Consider the following 17,588-nt stretch of genomic DNA (forward strand, 5'->3'; position numbering starts at 1 on the left):
GCGGACGCGCCTAGTGTTGATGGCTGAGAGGCGCCAACGGGCCGGTCAATTTCACCCATTGGTCAACGCAGAATGCTGTCGTTCAGTGATGTTCTGGGTCAGGATGGTGGAGGACGGTGACGGTCCGTCGTCGCGCCAATGCATTACCGGTTCGCACCGTTGCTGTATCCCAAGGGAAGTCGGCGAAGCCGATTCCGACTTGATCGTTTTTTTCCCAGCGCTATGCAACTAATCGTCTCCGCCGCCATCCATCCAAGGATCGCTTCGCCATTAGTGCGCGACCAGAAGAAGACGTCGAGATCGCGGTGTTTGACGTGCCCGGCGGCGTCGCGGGCGAATTTTTAGATGACCGCTGTAATCTCTAGCCGCCGTAGACGTCCCACCGGGTCGATGGGCGACAATGGGTCGCCAAGCGCCGGTCGCGCACGCGCGAAGACCTACGCCTTAGCAGAAGTTCTTGCTAACCGCCGTCAGTCCACCAAGAAGATGCGACATGTCGACAAGTCGCTGTGCGACCAGGTGGCGGACTTCACCCTCGCATTGCCATGTGCCATACACCGCGAGCAATGACGCGCCCAACGCTTCACGCCGCTGCTTTTCAAGCAGGGAGGGCCACACAATGACGTTGATGTTGCCCGTCTCATCTTCCAGCGTCACGAACATGACGCCCTTCGCGGTGCCGGGCCGCTGCCGGACGGTCACGAGCCCGCATCCTCGCGCAAGACGCCCGTTCCGGTAGGTACGTAGCGTCGACGCCGGCACGAGCCGCTGTTCGAGCAGCACCGGCCGCAGCAGCGACAACGGATGACGCCCGAGCGTCAGGCCTGCGGAGTTGTAGTCGCTCACGATGTCTTGCGCTTCCGACGGTGCCCCCAGCGTCGGCGTTTCATCGTCGACGCGCGTATCGGCGAGCATGTCCTGGTCGGGCACCGCGGCAGCCGACTGCCATAGTGCTTCCCGACGATTGCCTGCAAGCGACTGCAAAGCATTGGCCGCGGCAAGGACCTGCAGGTCGCGGCGGTCGAGTTGTGCGCGTCGCGCGAGGTCGCTCACGCTTTCGAACGGCTTCACCGCTCTGGCCGTTTCGATTCGCTCGGCCGCGCCTTCTCGCATGCCCTTAAGCAACGACAACCCAAGCCTCACGACAGGCTTCTGCCGACCGGGGCGCTTTTCGAGCACCGAGTCCCACCCGCTGATGTTGACGTCGATCGGCGCCATCTCGACTCCGTGACGACGCGCATCCTGCACGAGCTGAGAGGGCGAATAAAAGCCCATCGGCTGCGAGTTGAGCATCGCGGCCAGAAAGGCGGCCGGCTCGTGACATTTTAGCCAGCTGCTCGCATAGACGAGCAGAGCGAAGCTCGCCGCATGACTTTCCGGAAAGCCATATTCGCCGAAGCCCTTGATTTGCTCGAAGATGGCTTCGGCAAAGGCTTTGTCGTAGCCGCGCTGCTGCATGCCGTTGACGATGCGGTCGTAATACTGCTGCAGGCCGCCCTTGCGCTTCCAGGCTGCCATCGCGCGCCGCAACTGGTCGGCTTCGCCCGGCGTGAAGCCTGCTGCGAGAATCGCCACCTGCATCACTTGCTCCTGGAAGATCGGCACGCCGAGCGTGCGCCCCAATGCGGTGTCCAGCGCCTCGCTCGGATACGTGACCGGCTCGAGCTTCTGCCGTCGCCGCAGGTAAGGGTGAACCGCGCCGCCTTGAATGGGCCCCGGACGCACGATGGCCACCTCGATCACGAGATCGTAGAACTCTCTTGGCTGCATGCGCGGCAGCATGCTCATCTGCGCACGCGACTCGATCTGGAAGACGCCGACCGTGTCCGCACGACAAATCATCTCGTAGGTGGCCGCGTCCTCCGCCGGAATGTCCTGCATCTCGAAGCGCTCGCCGCGTTGCTCCGAGACGATATCGAGCGTGCGTCGAATCGCCGACAACATGCCGAGCGCGAGCACGTCGATCTTCAACAATCCCAGTGCTTCGAGATCGTCCTTGTCCCACTGAATGGCGCTCCGATCCGGCATCGCCGCGTTTTCGACCGGCACAAGACGCGTGAGCTTGCCACGGCTAATCACAAAGCCGCCCGAGTGCTGCGATAGATGTCGCGGAAAATTCAGTATCTGCGCGGCAAGATTCGCCCACATGGCGATGAGCGGATTGGCCGGATCGAGCCCGGATTCTTCGAAGCGACGCAGCAGGTCTTGCGAGTGATCGAACCACTGGTGGCTCTTGGCGACCTTGTCGACGATCTGGGGATCGATGCCGAGCGCCTTGCCCGTCTCTCGCAGCGCGCCTCGCGGACGGTAGGTCGACACCGCCGCTGCAATGGCTGCGCGGTCCCGCCCGTACTTGCGGTAGATGTACTGGATGACCTCTTCCCGCCGCTGATGCTCGAAGTCGACGTCGATATCGGGCGGCTCGCCGCGCTCCTTGCTGATGAAGCGCTCAAACAGCATGTTGCCGCGCGAGGGATCCACCTCCGTGACGCCCAGGCAATAACAGACCGCGCTGTTCGCCGCCGACCCGCGCCCCTGACAAAGGATGTGCTGGCTGCGGGCAAAGCGCACGATGTCATAGACGGTCAGGAAGTACGCCTCGTAGCGCATCTCCCGGATCAGTTGCAGTTCGTGCTCGACTTGCTGCTGCACATTGTGCGGAATGCCGGCAGGGAAACGGCGGTGCGCGCCAATGTAGGTCTCTTGCCGGAGATACGCCTCATGTGTGTAGCCCTCGGGAACCAGCTCGTCCGGATACTCGTAACGCAATTCATCCAGCGAGAAGGTACAGCGCGCCAGTACCTTCAAGGTCTCGGCGAGCGCGTGCGGCGGGTAGAGATTGGCAAGCCGCAACCGCGAACGCAGATGCTGCTCCGCGTTGGGCGCGAGCTCGTAGCCGCATTCGGAGACAGGCTTGCCCAGGCGGATGGCGGTCATCGTGTCCTGCAGGGGCTTTCGTGAGCGCACGTGCATCACGACATTGCCGGTGGCCACGACAGGCACGTCGCTGCGCGAGGCGACGTATTCGACTACGCCGCGATGGATGTCATCCATCGCGCGCTGATGCAGCGTAAGCCCGACCCACGCACGAGCGGGGAACGTCTGGCGCAACCAATCGAGTTGCGCGGCGAGCGCTTCTTCCTTCGCCGGAAAGTCCGGCACCAGAATCGCCAGGCAGTCGGGCATGCCTTTCAAATGCGCGTACTCCGGGTCAGGCCGCGCGAGATCGTCGGGCGTAAGGAGATAGCTGCCTTTGGCCGCCCGCATGCGGGCCAGCGTAATCAACTCGCACAGGTTGCCGTAGCCCTCGCGGTTCTGTGCGAGCAGGATGAGACCGAAGGCGGGCCGCTTCTCTGCGCCATGACTTGCATGAACCAGGCGAAAGTACGAGCCGATGATCAGCGGGAGCTTCTCTTCCTTGGCCTGCACATGCGCGCGCACGACGCCCGCGACCGAGCACTCGTCGGTGACGGCCAGTCCCGCGTATCCGAGTTGTGACGCACGCAGCACGAGCTCTTCACCGTGCGAGGCGCCATGCAGAAACGAGAAGTTGGTGAACGCGAAAAGCTCAGCGTAGTCGGGCAGGGCCGACGAGGGAAAGTCCACAATGCCACCTGCTTATCCGCTTATCCAAAGAGCCCGTGAAGAAACCAGCGCGTTTCTTCACTCGTGACGCTCGGCCGCTCACGGTAGATCCAATAGCAGCTTTTATCGTCTGCTTCGGCGACGAAATAGTCGCGCGTGACGAGCGCCCCGTCATGCCAGCCGGCTTCGATCCGCTCGCCGGTCGAAACGAGCTTGAGCGGCGAGCCATAGAACGGGCGATGGTTCTTGACCATCAAGCGCAGGGGCACATGCAGCAGCCAGGTCGGTCGCGGAAGATCATCGGGCGCGGACACGGTTTTGGGGCGGCCATTCGGCCCGTTCTTCGAACCGTTCTGGACCGGCACCCACTGGTTGGCGTGCTCGGGACGATGGTCAGGCGCAGGCGCTGGCCGCAAGACGTTCTCGGCGCCCAGGCGGGCGGCCAATAGTTCAAGCAGCCGGTTATGGTCCTGCGCCGATCCGCCGGGCTCCGGAAAGAGCGTATCGCTGGGCGGCTCGGCCGCCTGCACGTCGGCGGCAGTCAGGCGCACGGCGATGACCGCGGCTTGCAATTCCGTGCGTCCGAGCCGTTCCTTAAGAAGACGAACCAGATGCTCTTCGTGCCAGGTTGGCTCGGCCAGCGCAAGATCGATGAGCGTCGGCTCGATGGCCTGTCGTCCGCGCTCGTGCTCCAGCGTGACGGTCGCGTGCGTGAGCGCGAGTTGCTGGGCGGCGAGCCACCCGCACAATTGCACGACGAGCCGCCGCGCCGAGAAAAGGATGGCTTCGGCGTGCTCGACGCGGTCGGGCAACTCGACGCGCGCGCTGAAAGTCGGTGGCAATTCAAGCCACTCGTGTAGTTCGGGAGCCAGCCCATAGGCCCGGTCAAGGGAATCGAGTAGGTCCACGCCACACCTCTTCTTCAGACCTGCTCGAGGCAGGCGTTGGATATCGCTCAGCACACGGCAGCCGAGCCCGTTGAACCAGTCGGCGAAGCGGCGCAGCTCCGGCACGACCATGAAGGGCAAGCCGCCTAGCTGACGTTCGAGCGACTGCACCTTCAGCACGCGCCGGCGGCCGGCCTTGGCAAGCAGCCAGGCGCCGCGTCCCGTGGGGGCGACGCTCATACCCGCCGTCACGCCAATCGCACTGACGACTTCCCGGATTTCCTTGCATACACGCAGGATGCCGCCAAAGAGGCGCAGGCTCGCGGTGACTTCCACGACGATGGTCTCTTCTTCGCACACGGCCACCTGCGGCGAGAAGCGCAGCAGCGCAATCGCAACGTCGCGCTGCATGTCTTGCTCGCGTTCCGCGCTGCGGTCAAACATGAGCGCATCAGGCGCGAGCGTCACAACTCCGCCACGCTTCATCCCGACTCGCACACCCGCGTCTCTGGCTACCGCATCGAGCACGATGACCTTGTCGCGCTCGAGCACCACGCGCCCGTGCTCAGACGGAGGCGACCACCTCGGTCGAAATACCTCCAGCGAAAGCCGGGGCAAGTGAATGGCGACGAACACGGCCATAGGAACTCAGCAGGATCGGCGACGGTTGTAGGGTGACGGACAGTTGCTCAGTCTGGGCGGGACCGCGTCGTTTAATGATGTCGACCGCGATCCCGCCCTCTGCCGGCCTCACACCGAGACGTAGCGTCGCCGGTGACGCGTCCTGGGCGCTGGCAAGCGGTCGCACCAGGACCAGCAACGTCTCGGTCGCTTGGGCCACCAGATGCAAGCGTCGCAGTGCCTCCGAGCGGATGTGCTGTTGCCAGAGGAGCAGCGCGCCGCAGGTGCCGGCCTGCAATACGCGCTCGGCGCACCACAAGGCGTCGGCGGCCTTCGACGCACGCAGCCACATCAGCTTGTCCACCGGCACACCGAGATAAGAGAACGCCAGCGCATTGGGCACATGGGGCGCCTGCAGCAGCACGACAGGCCGCTGACTCAGACGGGTGAGTGCCGGGCGCATCAAGCGCATTTCGCCGATCCCGGGTTGCTGGACTAACAGCTCCACGAGCGCACCGAGTGGCCAGCCGCCGCCGGGAAGTTCCGCCGACAAAGCTGCGTAGCCGGTGTCGACGGTTTTTCCGTAGGCGCGCGCGAGCTGCGAGCCGCGCCACAGCGCGGGGTGGATGGACTCGACGTGTTTGGGCAGGGCGGCCATTTTGCATAAGTACTGTATGGATGTACAGTACTTTACATCGAAAACGGCAACATGGCATTGCGCCCTTTTTGTGGCCGCGAGACGGCAGGGTGGCTATCCTCTAGCTCATTGCGGTGAGGGGCCGCGCATCGTCGGTGTGGTATCCCCGACAGAGTCCCGGGCCGTGCCCGCCGGTGGAAGCGAGCGACCCCCGTTGATTCCGGCGCATGTGTCCGCAGTTGCTGGTGACGACGGGTGCGTCCGATGTGGACCACAATGAATTAAAGGATGAGAGACTCGACGTATGTCTGAACCGGATAACCACGAAGTATCGGAAGCTAGGGCGGAACTGCTGTGCTTTCTAGTCGCAACTGTCGCGGCCTCGTATTCGCTGACGCACGAGTGGCGAGTCGACCACGTGGTGGAAAGTTGCCGAATCTGGCTTCGACGCAATCAGCTTCACATGGACTGGCTTGAACGTGTGCGTCTCGGACAATTGGCGCTCAAGATCGCGAGGCGAGACCTAAAAGGCGCCGGCATTGCGGTGCGGCAGTCGAATGTCCAGGCGCTCTTCACGGGCGACATGCAACTCAACTATTCCTGCACCGTCATCAAGAAGATGCTGGCGTTGTGCAAAGAGGCCCTGTGAAGGGCCGGCCGGCCTGAACCAATACCGCGAACATTGAACGAGGAACTTCCCGCATGTGCTACTCCGCGCAGATCCAGGCCGACTATCGTCGCTATGTGAAGATGTTCGGCGCACAGATGGACATCCGCGAGTTCGCGCGCCTCTTCTGGGAGCGCGCGGAGGGCAGCAAGGCCAGAATTCCTAAAGCGGTGGAAGATGCGTTCCGTGAGCCCGCGACCGACGACGAGCGTCAGATCAAGGCGTTCATCGACCGGTACAACACGGAACAGACGACGAAGCTGGAGCAGGAGGTCTTCAAGCAGCGCACCCGACTCGCAGATGCGGAGCGCACATTGCAGACGAAGACCACTAAGGCAGCAACCGAGAGCAAGCGCATCGCGACCGACAAGATCGAAGCTGCGTTGCGTCGCCTGGCAGATATCAACCGCATTGAGCAAGAGCCGCGTGATTCACGCATCTTCCCCGGCTACTACGCGCCCGTCCTCGTGGTCGAAGATGGGCAGTACGTGGTCAAGCCGATGCGCTACCAGTGTCGCATTGCAGGTAAGCCCGCGAACTATGACATCAAGTACCCGGGCACGTACAACGCGCGGCGCGACAGTCTCGACAAGTTCTGGAAGCCGTGCTTCGGCTACACGCACGGCTTGCTGCTGGTCGACGTCTTCTATGAGAACGTCACGCGCGCGAAGTGTGAGAACACCTTGTTTGAGAAGCACGACGGACCGCAGGCGCCGGGCGAGAACGTCGTCCTGGAGTTTCGACCCGATAACGGCCAACTGCTGATGGTCGCCTGCCTGTGGTCGAAGTGGACGGCGCCGGGTCAGCCGGATCTTTTGTCGTTTGCTGCGATTACGGACGAGCCGCCTGCTGAAGTCGAAGCCGCCGGTCACGACCGCTGCATCGTGCCGATCAAGCAGGAGAACGTGGACGCTTGGCTGAATCCCCAAGCCTCCAATCTTGCCGCGCTTGATGCGATTCTGGAAGATCGCGACCGACCGTACTACGAGCACCGGCTAGCAGCATAAATCGCCGCAAGCGGGCGATACGTGCATCCCTCGGAACACCTCTTGCTCGTCCATCGTTATTCTTTACTGAGGAGGCAGCGATGGCAGGCGACAATTCGTATAAGCCCGGTGAAATCGTCAAGGTGTCGGGCATTTACTCCGTGGTCCATGAAGATGGGAAGGATACGTTCGAAGTCACGTGTGTCGAAGGCGAGCACTTTCCTCCGACGCGCAGCGGCAAGGGTGCCCACTATGAACTGAAGTACGGCGCTACCCACTCGCACAAGCACAGCGACTTGAAGGGCACCGAGGCGCGTAGCTAATGTCAGAGCCGCTGAGTGAGACTGCGACCCGTCTAGCGCTTTAGGCCGACTGCCCGGCGCATCGCGGCGGTAATGCCTTGCCGCGTGCGCCAGTAGCCTTCCCAGGGGTCTGCTGCGAGCGTGCGTTGCCGATGTATGGCTTGCGCCATTGTCCACTGGTCGCCGCTCTTGACGTCGTTCAACTCATCCCATGAGATCGGCATCGACACGGCCATGCCGGGGCGAGCCCGCACTGAGAATGCGGCGACCGTGCTGGCGCTTCGCCCGTTGCGCAAATAGTCGATAAAGATCTTGCCGACGCGATTCTTCGGGCCCAGCACCGCTGAAAAGCGTTGCGGTACCACGCGGGTCATGTGCTGCGCCACCGCCTGTGAGAAGAGCTTAACCTCATCCCATCGTTGTCGGCGGGTGAGCGGCACGACGATGTGAAAGCCTTTGCCGCCGCTCGTCTTGGCGAATGAGCGCAAACCCAGCTCATCCAGTACCACCTTGACGAGCGAGGCGGCTTCGAGCATCGCCGACCACGGCAAAGCTGGGTCGGGATCCAGATCAAAAATGACACGGTCAGGATGTTCGAGATCGGGCGCCACGCCATTCCATGACTGAATCTCCACGACGCTCATCTGCGCGAGTCCGACCAGCGCGTCGGCGGTGTTTGCGACCAGCAGCGGCTTGTGACCCGGATACAGACTGACGGGCAACTCTTCAATGCCGGGGATGCGCGCGCGCTCGGAGTGCTTCTGGAAAAACAGCTCGCCGGCAATGCCGTCGGGCGCACGCACGAGGGCAAGCGGTCGGTTATGCAGGTAGGGCAGCGCCCATTCGGCGATGGCGTCGTAGTAACGCACCATGTCAAGCTTGGTGCGGCCTGAGGCCTGATCCATCACGCGCTGTGGGTTGCTAATCTTGATGTCGCCGACGACGACCGTGCCGCGCGGACCTGGACGTTCGCGCGTCGATCCGATCGCCTTGGGGGCATCAACCAGCGGATCGGCGATCACCTTCTCTTCTGTCACCGCGCGGGCCGGCTTGTCTTCGCACAGCGCATGAAAGACAGGATGGCGAATTTCGCCGTTGGGCGTCCATTCGAGAAACGCGACCTCCGCCACGATCTCAGGCTTAAGCCAGTAAAATTCGCGGTCGCGCTCGGGTTGGGGCGCGTTATAGAAGGCAGGTTGAGCCTGCTGCAAAGCCTGGGCGCGCCTGCTGAATGCAGCACTTCGCGCGGGCGCGAGGTGAGGCGCCACATGGCCGGCATACCGGAAAGCGCCATCTGGCTCGTAGACGCCGAGCAACAAGGAACGCACGCCTGATTTCGCGCCTCTCAACCGCGAGAAGCCGCCGATCACGAACTCTTGTCTGAGGTTGCACTTCAGCTTTATCCAGTCGTTTGAACGTCCGGACCGGTACGGCGCGTCTGCCCGCTTGCCGATGATGCCTTCCAGCTGCATCTTGCAGGCGGAGGCTACGAGTGAGGCTGGATCTGCCGCAAAATCGTCGGAATAGCGAAGGAGCGGACTCTCGACGCTTTGCATCAATTTCTGAAGGATGGCCCGCCGAGCCCGCAACGGCTGCTCCCGGAGATCGGTGCCGTTGAGCCACAGCAGGTCGAAGACGTACAGAACAATGTCCGCCGTGCTTCGTCGGTCAAAGGCGTTCTGGAGGGAATTGAAGTCGGGCTTGCCGGCAGCGTCGAGCACCACCGCCTCACCGTCGATCCACGCGCTTTCGACGGGCAGCGCCTCAAGTGCGGCACGCAACCGCGGCATGCGGTCCGTCCAGTCGTGCCCGTTTCGGGTAATCAGCTGGACCTCTGTCCGCTCGATGCGCGCGAGCATCCGGTAGCCGTCGAACTTGATCTCGTAAGACCAGTCGCCTTCCGCAGGATGACGTTCAACCAGCGTCGCGAGCTGCGGCTCGATTAGCGCAGGCATTTCGCCCGGCGGTGTGTCCGGCGCGCGCACGCGCGTCGCGCGCGAACCGCCCCAGCGCCCCATCTCAGTCCTCCGAGCCCGGTGGCAAGTTACCGCCGCCATCGTCATCATCGCCGCTCAAGAAGAGATTCGGCGGATGAAGCGCCTGCGTCGTGTCAATCCCAGCCATCTGAAGGGCTGCATCGATGCATTGAAGTTCGCGATGGAAGCGCATCTGCCAGCGCGACGGCGGTTCATCATCGCCTAGCACCGTCATGCCGTTGTGTATGACAAGGGCATATCGTGCAACCAGCAGCGCATCGACGAGCTGCGCTTCGCGTTTGGCTTGTTCTAAGAATGTAGTCGCTTTCATGGCGTCGCATCCTCCGGACTCCATGGCGCAAGCGCTGCGCCCGGGTTGCTGTTGAGCGCCAAGGGTCCATAACGGGCCATGCACCGTTATCGGCTCTGCCCGCTCAACGGAGCGGGCCTCATTTGAGCGTCGGTTTGCGTCTACGAGTCGCAGTTGCCGTCCCGCAGCTAGGCATCGCCGCATAGGGACGACTTCAGCGCCCGTTCCGCCGGGCAGCGCGATCTTCAGCGACTGCGACAACCGGCAAGTTTCTACCATTCACCTGCGCATTGCCGCGTTGGTCTCTAGTGGGCTAGCGGTCCAAGTCCAGGACCAGCCGGTTGAGCCGACGACCAGCGCTCAAGCAAAGTCGCTTCGCAATAGAAAGGCGGCCGGATGGGTATGCGATCTGCTCTTTGCCCCACAACGCTTCCAGGGAACGCCCATGCTGACCTCAGTGGTTTTGAAAGGTATTCGCCTCTACCAGCGCTACGTTTCTCCTCGCAAGGGCTTCGCATGTGCGTACCGCATCCACACCGGTGGGCAGAGTTGTTCGAACTTTGGCTTTCGGGCGATTGAACGGCACGGGCTGACGCGGGGCCTTAAGCTCCTCCGGCGGCGCCTTGATCTCTGTGCGTGGCATCACTACGGAGAGCGCAACGTCGGACTCGCAGGTCGCCCGGCCGTTGTACGCCAAGCTGGATTCGTCTACATAGGTGGCGATGACGGCTGCGCGCCTGGTTGTTCGCTTGGCGAATGCGGCTTCGCCGAGAACTGTGCATGTGACGTCTGCGAGATCGGTGCGTGTTGGGTCGCGCTCAGTACATGCTCCGGCGGAGCCTGCGGAGGCGGTCGCCAGCGCGAAGCTTGGCGGCGAGATGCACGCGCCCAGCGCCGCAGCCGCTACGGTCCAGGTCGGCATTGGTAATTCGACAGCCGTTCAACTGAAGACTGCCGAGAGTCGCTAACGGCGGATCAGCCGGCAAGGGCGTGGGGCGGCTCGCGGCCATGAAGCGACAACCGCTGCGGTGTGCTGCACAGCCGTTGTGACCTCCATACCGGACACCTATTTCGGGTGAACGTGTCACACCACTTTAGTCGACATTCGCGCAGCCTGCGTCTGGGAAGACGCATCACGCGTGTCCCTTCGTGCGCGCAATTTTTCCACACGCGGAAAAGTCATTCCATTCATACCGGTCTAATCAAACCTCCCCGTGACGCCGATATTTCTCTCCAATGAATTTCGTTTCATATCCATCACGAATCACGGAGAAAAGTCATGAACAACGTCACGAACCAGCAGTTCAAACGCGTGTGGTTCATCACCGGCGCGTCGCGCGGTCTGGGCTCGCTCATCGCGCAAGCCGCTCTCGACGACGGTAATGCTGTCGTCGCCACCGGCCGCAACGCCGCCGCGATCGCCGAGCGGCTTGGAGAGTCGCCCGCGCTGCTCACCTTTGCGCTCGACGTGACAAACGAGGCACAGGCGAAGGCGGCGGTCGAAGCCGCGGTCGATAAGTTCGGCCGCATCGACGTACTGGTCAATAACGCGGGCTTCGGGCTGCTCGCGGCCGTCGAGGAATCGAGCGATGCTGAAGTTCGCCGCATCTACGAGACGAACGTGCTCGGGTTGCTCAACGTGACACGCGCCGTGTTGCCGGTGATGCGCAAGCAGCGTTCGGGGCATGTGATCAACACGTCGTCCATCGTCGGTTATCAGGCGGCGGCAGGCGTCGGCGTCTACAGTTCGACTAAATTCGCTGTGGAAGGCATCACCGAAGCGCTGCATGCCGAACTCAAGCCGCTTGGCATTCACGCAACCATGATCGAGCCCGGGTTCTTCCGCACGGACTTTCTGGATGCGTCGTCGCTAGCCGTCGGCAGTACGATCATTGGCGACTATGAAGAGACGTCGGGCAAACTGCGGCAACTCGCAGGCGAGATCAATGATAATCAGCCAGGCGATCCCGCAAAACTGGCAACCGCGATGGTCAGGCTCGTCGACGCAGAGACGCCGCCTATGCGTTTGCCGCTCGGCACGGACACGCTTAAGGCAGTAGCGGAAAAGAATGCATATGTGACGGCGGAAACGGAAACTTGGAAGGCGCTTTCCGCATCCACCGACTTCCCGGCCTGAGCCGCAAGGAACGAACGGGCAGACCGCGCGCATGCAAGCGCCGTCTGACCAATTCACACGATGCGGTCATTTCCTTTCGGGCTTGCGCAACACTGACATGAAGAAAATCGGCTTTCTATCGTTTGGCCACTGGTCTGCTTCGTCGCACTCGCTTACGCGTTCGGCGTCCGACGTCCTGCTCCAATCCATCGACCTCGCGATCACCGCCGAGCAACTCGGCGCGGATGGCGCATATTTTCGCGTGCACCATTTCGCGCGCCAGCTCGCGTCACCGTTTCCGTTGCTGGCGGCTGTGGGGGCGAGAACCAGTCGAATCGAAATCGGTACAGCCGTCATCGACATGAGGTATGAGAACCCGCTGTACATGGCAGAAGATGCGGGCGCAGCCGACCTCATCGCCGGTGGACGCCTGCAACTCGGCATCAGCCGCGGCTCGGGCGAACAGGTGGTCGACGGCTGGCGCTATTTCGGCTATGCGCCGGAAGAGGGTGAGACGCACGTTGATCTGGCACGTCGGCACACCGAAGTGTTTTACGAGGTGCTGCGTGGCGAAGGTTTCGCTGAGCCAAATCCCCGCCCGATGTTTGCCAACCCGCCGGGCCTGCTACGCGTCGAGCCCCATTCCGAAGGATTGCGCGATCGCATCTGGTGGGGCTCGGGATCGGATGCCACCGCGGTATGGGCGGCCGGGATGGGCATGAACCTGCAATGCTCGACACTGAAGAACGACGAGTCGGGCCGTCCGCTCCATGTCCAGCAGGCGGAGCAGATTCGTGCTTACCGGCAGGCGTGGAAGGAAGCCGGCCACGCGCGCGAACCGCGCGTGTCGGTGAGTCGCAGCATCTTCGCGGTGGTGAACGATCGCGACCGCAGGTACTTTGGACGTGCCGCGAATAGCGACGACACGATCGGACTGCTGGACGGCAACATCAGGACGATCTTCGGCCGTAGTTATGTGGCAGAGCCGGACGCGCTCGTCAGGCAACTCGCAGCCGACGAGGCGATTGCGGAAGCCGACACGCTACTGTTGACCGTGCCGAACCAGCTCGGCGTGGAGTACTGCGCACACGTGATCGAATCGATCCTCACCCACGTCGCTCCGGCGCTCGGCTGGCGTTAGTACTAAAGCCCTTCACCGCAACGGCAGCCAAAGCGGCCCGTCCCATGCTTTGAGTGCATCAAGGAACGCCTTGAGTTTTGACGGCATGAAGCGCCGCGTCGGATAGACAGCATGCACGGATAGATCCGGCGACGCCCAGTCAGGCAGCACCCGCACCAGTTCTCCGCTGGCAATATGCGGGTCGCAATAGCTCGACGGAAGCAGCGCAATGCCGTGCCCGCGGAGGGCGAATGCATGGACGATGTGAAAGTCGCGCGCGGCGACGGGGCCGCTTACGTGCACCTTCGCCGCTTTTCGCCCGCTGATCAGCTGCCATTCCGTTTCGTTGTTGCGGGCGTTGATCAGCACGCAGGGATGCTGGCTCAGCTCGTCGGGCCTCGAGGGGAGGACATGGTTACGCCCATAGTCGGACGACGCGACGAGGTGCCGCACGCTTCGTCCCACGCGCTGTGCGACGAGGCTTGAGTCCTGCAATTCACCAAAACGGATAGCAACGTCGACGTTTTCGGCAATCAGATCGATGAACGCATTCGTGAAGTACAGGTCCACCCGGATCTGCGGATAGTTATTTAAAAATGCCGACAGGAAGGCATAAAACGGTTCCTGTTCGAGCATCACAGGACCGGAGATGCGTAGCACGCCCTCCGGTTTCTTCTGCGCCTGGGTGATCACGCGCTCGGCGTCATACAGATGACCTAGCGGCTCGCTGCATTGATCGAAGTAGGCGCGACCCTGTGACGTCAGGCTGAGCCTGCGCGTCGTGCGTTGCAACAACGTGACGCCAAGCCGTTCTTCGAGCGCGGTCACCTTGCGGCTAACGGTTGAGACAGGCATGCCGAGTGCCCGCGCGGCCCGGCTGAAGCTCTCGAACTGCGCTACGCGCACGAAAACGGCGATGTCGTTGAGGTCGGCGAGTGCGGTCATGGATGGCGTCGTGGGGATTTTTGCAGCCATGGAAAAGACATTCCACATATTTCAGTCTAATAAAAAATGCTGACCAGGACGAGACTTCTCTTCAAGCAGTTCAACTTCCTGGAGAGAAATCATGGCAAATAAAGTCGTCGTCGTTACGGGTGCTTCCAGCGGAATCGGTGAAGCCACCGCCAAACTTCTTGCCTCCAAAGGCGCCACTGTCGCGCTGGCCGCTCGGCGCATCGACAGGCTGCAACGCGTTGCCGCGGAAATCCTGGCGAAAGGCGGGCGAGTCTCGATCCACCAGGTGGACGTGACGGATCAGGAGCAGGTCAACCGCCTGATCAGCGACGTCGTATCGCAACATGGCCGCCTCGACGTCATGGTGAATAACGCTGGCCTGATGGCGATCGCGCCCCTGTCGCTGCGCAAGACCGACGAGTGGGACCGGATGATCGACATCAACATTAAGGGCCTCCTGTACGGAGTTGCTGCGGCGCTGCCGGTTTTCGAAAAACAGCAGTCGGGCCATTTCGTCAATATCGCGTCGGTCGTGGGCCTGAAGGTCTTCAGCCCCGGAGGCACGGTTTATTCGGGAACGAAGTTCGCGGTGCGCGCGATTTCTGAGGGTCTGCGTCACGAAGTGGGCGGCAACATCCGCACGACCGTCATATCGCCGGGTGCGATCGACACAGAACTGAAGTTCGGTTCGGGCCACGACGACAGCCGCAATTTTGTCGTCGACTTCTACAAGATGGCGATTCCCGCCGACGCGATCGCGCAAGCCATCGCTTACGCAATCGAGCAGCCCGGTTCGGTCGACGTCAACGAAATCGTGATTCGTCCCACCGTTCAGGACTTCTGAAGCGTGGCGCTGCGGTGGCTAAGCGCCGGCGGGCCAGAGAGGGATTCTGACCCGTTCGCGTGCCAGTCACCGCGAAGCCAGCCCAAAGCCTTCATCGAGGAGTTCATCATGCCCGCAGCCGTGTTTTCTCTCGCATTCGCCGCGTTCGCAATCGGAACGACGGAATTCGTCATCGTCGGCTTGTTGCCCGACATCGGAAGAGCGTTCGGCATCTCGGTGTCGACAGCCGGTTTGTTGGTGAGTTTCTACGCACTGGCCATTACGGTCGGCACGCCTGTGGTCTCGGCCATGACTGCGCGCTTGCCGCGCCGCGCATTGCTGCTTGCGCTGATGGCGTTCTTTACGCTGTGCAATCTGGCGGCCGGACTTTCGACAGACTTCCCAGCGCTGCTCGCGATCCGGATCGTGATGGCGGTCGCGCACGGCGTGTTCTTCGGCCTCGGTACAACCGTTGCCATGGCGCTGGTGCCGCCCGATAAGTCAGGCAGAGCTGTGGCGATCATGGTCAGCGGCCTGACGGTCGCGATGGTGACCGGCGTCCCTGGCGGAACGTGGCTCGGCGATCTGATGAGCTGGCGGCTGCCGTTCCTGGTGGTGGCTGCCATGGGCGCGCTGGCGACCATCGGTCTTTGGCGGCTTTTGCCCGCGTTTGCGGTCCAGCGCAGCGCCGGGACGGTTCTCTCGCAGCTCGCTTTGCTGAGGAGCCGGGCATTGATGCCGCTCTACGCGATCGCTGCGCTGGGCATGGGGGCGACGTTCGCGGTGTTCACTTACTTGTCGCCGCTATTAATTCATACCACGAGGTCCACAAGCGAAGGCGTAACCCTCGGGCTGATGGTATTCGGACTTGGCTCTGTAGTGGGGACGATCGGCGGAGGGCGTCTGTCCGACCGATATGGCCCGAAGGTCAGCATGAACATCGCGCTGGCCGGCATCGCGGCATCTGTTGCTGCCCTCTGGCTCACCGCACACCAGCCGGTGCTGGTGTTGGTCAACCTGTTCGTCTGGGGCGCGTTCGCCTTCGCCGTTCCTCCCGTGATGCAGGCTACTGTCGTGCTCGTGTCTCGGCGCGTGGCGCCGGACGCGGTCGGTACGGCGGCGGGGCTCAACGTCGCTGCGTTTAACCTCGGCATCTCTGGCGGGTCATTCATCGGCGGACTGACGCTGGCAGGCGTCAACGTCCTCACGACGGTGTACGCCGGCGTGGCTCTGGCGGCGGTCGGGCTCGTCGTCGTCGCGACATATCGATGGTCGGAGCGTACAGCGGCCATGCCTGCACGAGACGCACTAGCGCGGTGCTGAGCGTCAGACCAAATCGACGACACCGGACTATGCAACGAGAAACATTATGAATCTCTCGAAACCTCATGTACTGCAGCCCGGACGACGACGTTTCGTGCAGATCCTCGCATCGCTGCCGCTCGTTTCTGCCGCCTCACTCGCTCACGGGCTGTCACCCTCGCCGTCAGGAACTGAAATGACAACTGCACACGACACCATTCGACCCAAGGCCCTTGTCTTCGATATGCAAGGCACCGTCTTCAACTTCTACGATCCGATGTTGCATGAACTGGCCCGGCTTCCCGCTGTGGAGCCGCGGCTTCAGGACTGGTTAACTTTTCCGGGACGGTGGAGCGCTGCGGCACACGACGTTATCGTCGAGATCGCCGCGGGGCGCAAGGCATGGCAGCCCAACCGCGCCGTGTATGCCGGCGTGTTGCCTGCGTTGCTTTCGCGCTATCGAGGCGGCAATGCGCTTTCCCACGAGGACAAGACCCGCTTGCTCGACGTCTGGGCAGCGATGACACCGTGGAGCGATTCGCAGCCAGGACTGACAGCGCTGCGCAAGGCCTTCGTCGTTGCAACGCTGACCAATGCGTCGATGGCGGGAATGATCAACCTCGTCAAACGCGAAGGACTGCCCTTTGACGCGATCCTCACCGGCGAATTGGTGCACGCGTTCAAGCCTGATCTGCGTGTCTACCAGCTCGCGTCCGAGTATCTCGGCTTTGTGCCGGGCGAGATCATGCTGGTGTCTGCCCACAAGTGGGATCTGATGGCGGCCAAGCGGAGCGGCCTGCTCACAGCATTCGTTCCGCGTCCCTTTGAGAACGGTCCAGGGACGGAGGTCGACACCTTGCCGGAGCCATACATCGACCTTATCGCCTCCGACTTGCCACAACTCGCGTCGCTCCTGGATCGCGGTTAAACAGATCAGCCGGGCAACGATCACAAGCCTTGATACGCTAGTCACGCGGCCTACGGACGTCCGCTGTGGGTCGCCTTGCAGACATCGACCGGCGTTGGGCAGATGACGGCAACGGGTCGGGTACGGTCCTCCCTCGTGAGACGGCTCCCGGCCAATGATGCGACGCTCGTTCAGCGTCGGAATATGGCTGGAAGTTGGCGCCTCTGGGTCATCGGCCGTGCGGGAATAGGGCAACGCCGAAAGGCTTAGCCGGTGCGATCCAGCCTTCAGGCCTCGGAGTGTCGCATCGGGTCGACTTCGGCGCATCCCCTCGGGCGCCGTCTGGATCGTCTATGATGACTGTCCTGCACACGTACGCCGGGAATACATGAAGT

Annotated in this window: 15 protein-coding genes; 9 read left to right on the forward strand and 6 right to left on the reverse strand. The window is 62.2% G+C overall.

Annotated features, from left to right (window positions below):
• Nucleotides 1–444: 444 nt before the first annotated feature.
• The 3 genes from LDZ24_RS21515 to imuA are packed head-to-tail and all read right to left on the reverse strand — an operon-like array spanning nucleotide 445 to nucleotide 5,751.
• Nucleotides 445–3,606: an error-prone DNA polymerase gene (locus LDZ24_RS21515; RefSeq protein ID WP_248324116.1), complete on the reverse strand. Its 3,162-nt coding sequence runs from the start codon at nucleotides 3,604–3,606 to the stop codon at nucleotides 445–447.
• A 20-nt stretch (nucleotides 3,607–3,626) separates the two neighbouring features.
• Nucleotides 3,627–5,114, reverse strand: coding sequence for a DNA polymerase Y family protein (locus tag LDZ24_RS21520; protein WP_248324117.1), 1,488 nt, complete (start codon nucleotides 5,112–5,114; stop codon nucleotides 3,627–3,629).
• The gene (imuA, locus tag LDZ24_RS21525; RefSeq protein WP_248324118.1) at nucleotides 5,038–5,751 is read right to left on the reverse strand and encodes a translesion DNA synthesis-associated protein ImuA; all 714 of its coding nucleotides are present in this window, start codon (nucleotides 5,749–5,751) and stop codon (nucleotides 5,038–5,040) included. Before imuA ends, LDZ24_RS21520 begins: the two co-directional genes overlap by 77 nt.
• A 283-nt stretch (nucleotides 5,752–6,034) precedes the next feature.
• Between imuA and LDZ24_RS28195 the strand changes: the two genes are divergently transcribed.
• From LDZ24_RS28195 to LDZ24_RS21540, 3 genes are all read left to right on the forward strand, one after another.
• Nucleotides 6,035–6,379 (forward strand): hypothetical protein, encoded by a 345-nt coding sequence (locus LDZ24_RS28195; RefSeq protein WP_350029463.1) that lies wholly within the window; start codon nucleotides 6,035–6,037, stop codon nucleotides 6,377–6,379.
• Nucleotides 6,380–6,432: 53 nt separating this feature from the next.
• Nucleotides 6,433–7,404: an SOS response-associated peptidase family protein gene (locus tag LDZ24_RS21535; protein ID WP_248324120.1), complete on the forward strand. Its 972-nt coding sequence runs from the start codon at nucleotides 6,433–6,435 to the stop codon at nucleotides 7,402–7,404.
• Between the two features lie 80 nt (nucleotides 7,405–7,484).
• On the forward strand, nucleotides 7,485–7,706 hold the full coding sequence (locus LDZ24_RS21540) for a hypothetical protein (RefSeq protein WP_206466678.1): 222 nt from the start codon (nucleotides 7,485–7,487) through the stop codon (nucleotides 7,704–7,706).
• 32 nt (nucleotides 7,707–7,738) lie between these two features.
• On the opposite strand, the gene ligD is transcribed toward LDZ24_RS21540, so the two are convergent.
• Together ligD and LDZ24_RS21550 are read right to left on the reverse strand one after the other, a co-directional pair.
• Complete coding sequence (gene ligD / locus LDZ24_RS21545) at nucleotides 7,739–9,703, reverse strand: DNA ligase D (RefSeq protein WP_248324121.1); 1,965 nt, start codon at nucleotides 9,701–9,703, stop codon at nucleotides 7,739–7,741.
• A gap of 1 nt (nucleotide 9,704) precedes the next feature.
• Nucleotides 9,705–9,992 carry a hypothetical protein gene (locus LDZ24_RS21550; protein WP_206466676.1) on the reverse strand — a complete coding sequence of 96 codons (288 nt, stop codon included), beginning with the start codon at nucleotides 9,990–9,992 and terminating at the stop codon, nucleotides 9,705–9,707.
• Nucleotides 9,993–10,416: 424 nt separating this feature from the next.
• On the opposite strand from LDZ24_RS21550, the gene yidD reads away from it, so the two are divergent.
• From yidD to LDZ24_RS21565, 3 genes are all read left to right on the forward strand, one after another.
• On the forward strand, nucleotides 10,417–10,899 hold the full coding sequence (yidD, locus tag LDZ24_RS28200) for a membrane protein insertion efficiency factor YidD (RefSeq protein WP_350029464.1): 483 nt from the start codon (nucleotides 10,417–10,419) through the stop codon (nucleotides 10,897–10,899).
• 351 nt (nucleotides 10,900–11,250) lie between these two features.
• Entirely contained in the window at nucleotides 11,251–12,108 is an 858-nt protein-coding gene (locus LDZ24_RS21560) for an oxidoreductase (RefSeq protein WP_248324123.1), read from the forward strand.
• A gap of 97 nt (nucleotides 12,109–12,205) precedes the next feature.
• The gene (locus LDZ24_RS21565; RefSeq protein WP_248324124.1) at nucleotides 12,206–13,228 is read left to right on the forward strand and encodes an LLM class flavin-dependent oxidoreductase; all 1,023 of its coding nucleotides are present in this window, start codon (nucleotides 12,206–12,208) and stop codon (nucleotides 13,226–13,228) included.
• A gap of 12 nt (nucleotides 13,229–13,240) precedes the next feature.
• Here LDZ24_RS21565 and LDZ24_RS21570 read toward each other — a convergent pair whose 3' ends face one another.
• Nucleotides 13,241–14,152: a LysR family transcriptional regulator gene (locus LDZ24_RS21570; protein WP_248324125.1), complete on the reverse strand. Its 912-nt coding sequence runs from the start codon at nucleotides 14,150–14,152 to the stop codon at nucleotides 13,241–13,243.
• Between the two features lie 121 nt (nucleotides 14,153–14,273).
• Between LDZ24_RS21570 and LDZ24_RS21575 the strand changes: the two genes are divergently transcribed.
• The 3 genes from LDZ24_RS21575 to LDZ24_RS21585 all read left to right on the forward strand — a co-directional run bounded on the left by LDZ24_RS21575 (nucleotide 14,274) and on the right by LDZ24_RS21585 (nucleotide 17,214).
• A complete protein-coding gene (locus LDZ24_RS21575; RefSeq protein WP_248324126.1) occupies nucleotides 14,274–15,005 on the forward strand; it encodes an SDR family oxidoreductase in 732 nt (243 codons plus the stop codon).
• 108 nt (nucleotides 15,006–15,113) lie between these two features.
• Nucleotides 15,114–16,307 (forward strand): MFS transporter, encoded by a 1,194-nt coding sequence (locus tag LDZ24_RS21580; RefSeq protein WP_248324127.1) that lies wholly within the window; start codon nucleotides 15,114–15,116, stop codon nucleotides 16,305–16,307.
• A 46-nt stretch (nucleotides 16,308–16,353) separates the two neighbouring features.
• Entirely contained in the window at nucleotides 16,354–17,214 is an 861-nt protein-coding gene (locus tag LDZ24_RS21585) for a haloacid dehalogenase type II (RefSeq protein WP_248324128.1), read from the forward strand.
• The last annotated feature ends 374 nt before the right edge of the window (nucleotides 17,215–17,588 follow it).

The sequence above is a fragment of the Caballeronia sp. Sq4a genome (assembly GCF_023170545.1).
Taxonomy (GTDB): Bacteria; Pseudomonadota; Gammaproteobacteria; order Burkholderiales; family Burkholderiaceae; genus Caballeronia.

What these genes read in the sequence shown, in the direction of transcription:
- LDZ24_RS21520 (WP_248324117.1), bottom strand. Translation starts at nt 5,114, where the DNA reads ATGGCCGTGTTCGTCGCCATTCACTTGCCCCGGCTTTCGCTGGAGGTA.
- imuA (WP_248324118.1), bottom strand. Translation starts at nt 5,751, where the DNA reads ATGGCCGCCCTGCCCAAACACGTCGAGTCCATCCACCCCGCGCTGTGG.
- LDZ24_RS28195 (WP_350029463.1), top strand. Translation starts at nt 6,035, where the DNA reads ATGTCTGAACCGGATAACCACGAAGTATCGGAAGCTAGGGCGGAACTG.
- LDZ24_RS21535 (WP_248324120.1), top strand. Translation starts at nt 6,433, where the DNA reads ATGTGCTACTCCGCGCAGATCCAGGCCGACTATCGTCGCTATGTGAAG.
- LDZ24_RS21540 (WP_206466678.1), top strand. Translation starts at nt 7,485, where the DNA reads ATGGCAGGCGACAATTCGTATAAGCCCGGTGAAATCGTCAAGGTGTCG.
- ligD (WP_248324121.1), bottom strand. Translation starts at nt 9,703, where the DNA reads ATGGGGCGCTGGGGCGGTTCGCGCGCGACGCGCGTGCGCGCGCCGGAC.
- LDZ24_RS21550 (WP_206466676.1), bottom strand. Translation starts at nt 9,992, where the DNA reads ATGAAAGCGACTACATTCTTAGAACAAGCCAAACGCGAAGCGCAGCTC.
- yidD (WP_350029464.1), top strand. Translation starts at nt 10,417, where the DNA reads ATGCTGACCTCAGTGGTTTTGAAAGGTATTCGCCTCTACCAGCGCTAC.
- LDZ24_RS21560 (WP_248324123.1), top strand. Translation starts at nt 11,251, where the DNA reads ATGAACAACGTCACGAACCAGCAGTTCAAACGCGTGTGGTTCATCACC.
- LDZ24_RS21565 (WP_248324124.1), top strand. Translation starts at nt 12,206, where the DNA reads ATGAAGAAAATCGGCTTTCTATCGTTTGGCCACTGGTCTGCTTCGTCG.
- LDZ24_RS21570 (WP_248324125.1), bottom strand. Translation starts at nt 14,152, where the DNA reads ATGACCGCACTCGCCGACCTCAACGACATCGCCGTTTTCGTGCGCGTA.
- LDZ24_RS21575 (WP_248324126.1), top strand. Translation starts at nt 14,274, where the DNA reads ATGGCAAATAAAGTCGTCGTCGTTACGGGTGCTTCCAGCGGAATCGGT.
- LDZ24_RS21580 (WP_248324127.1), top strand. Translation starts at nt 15,114, where the DNA reads ATGCCCGCAGCCGTGTTTTCTCTCGCATTCGCCGCGTTCGCAATCGGA.
- LDZ24_RS21585 (WP_248324128.1), top strand. Translation starts at nt 16,354, where the DNA reads ATGAATCTCTCGAAACCTCATGTACTGCAGCCCGGACGACGACGTTTC.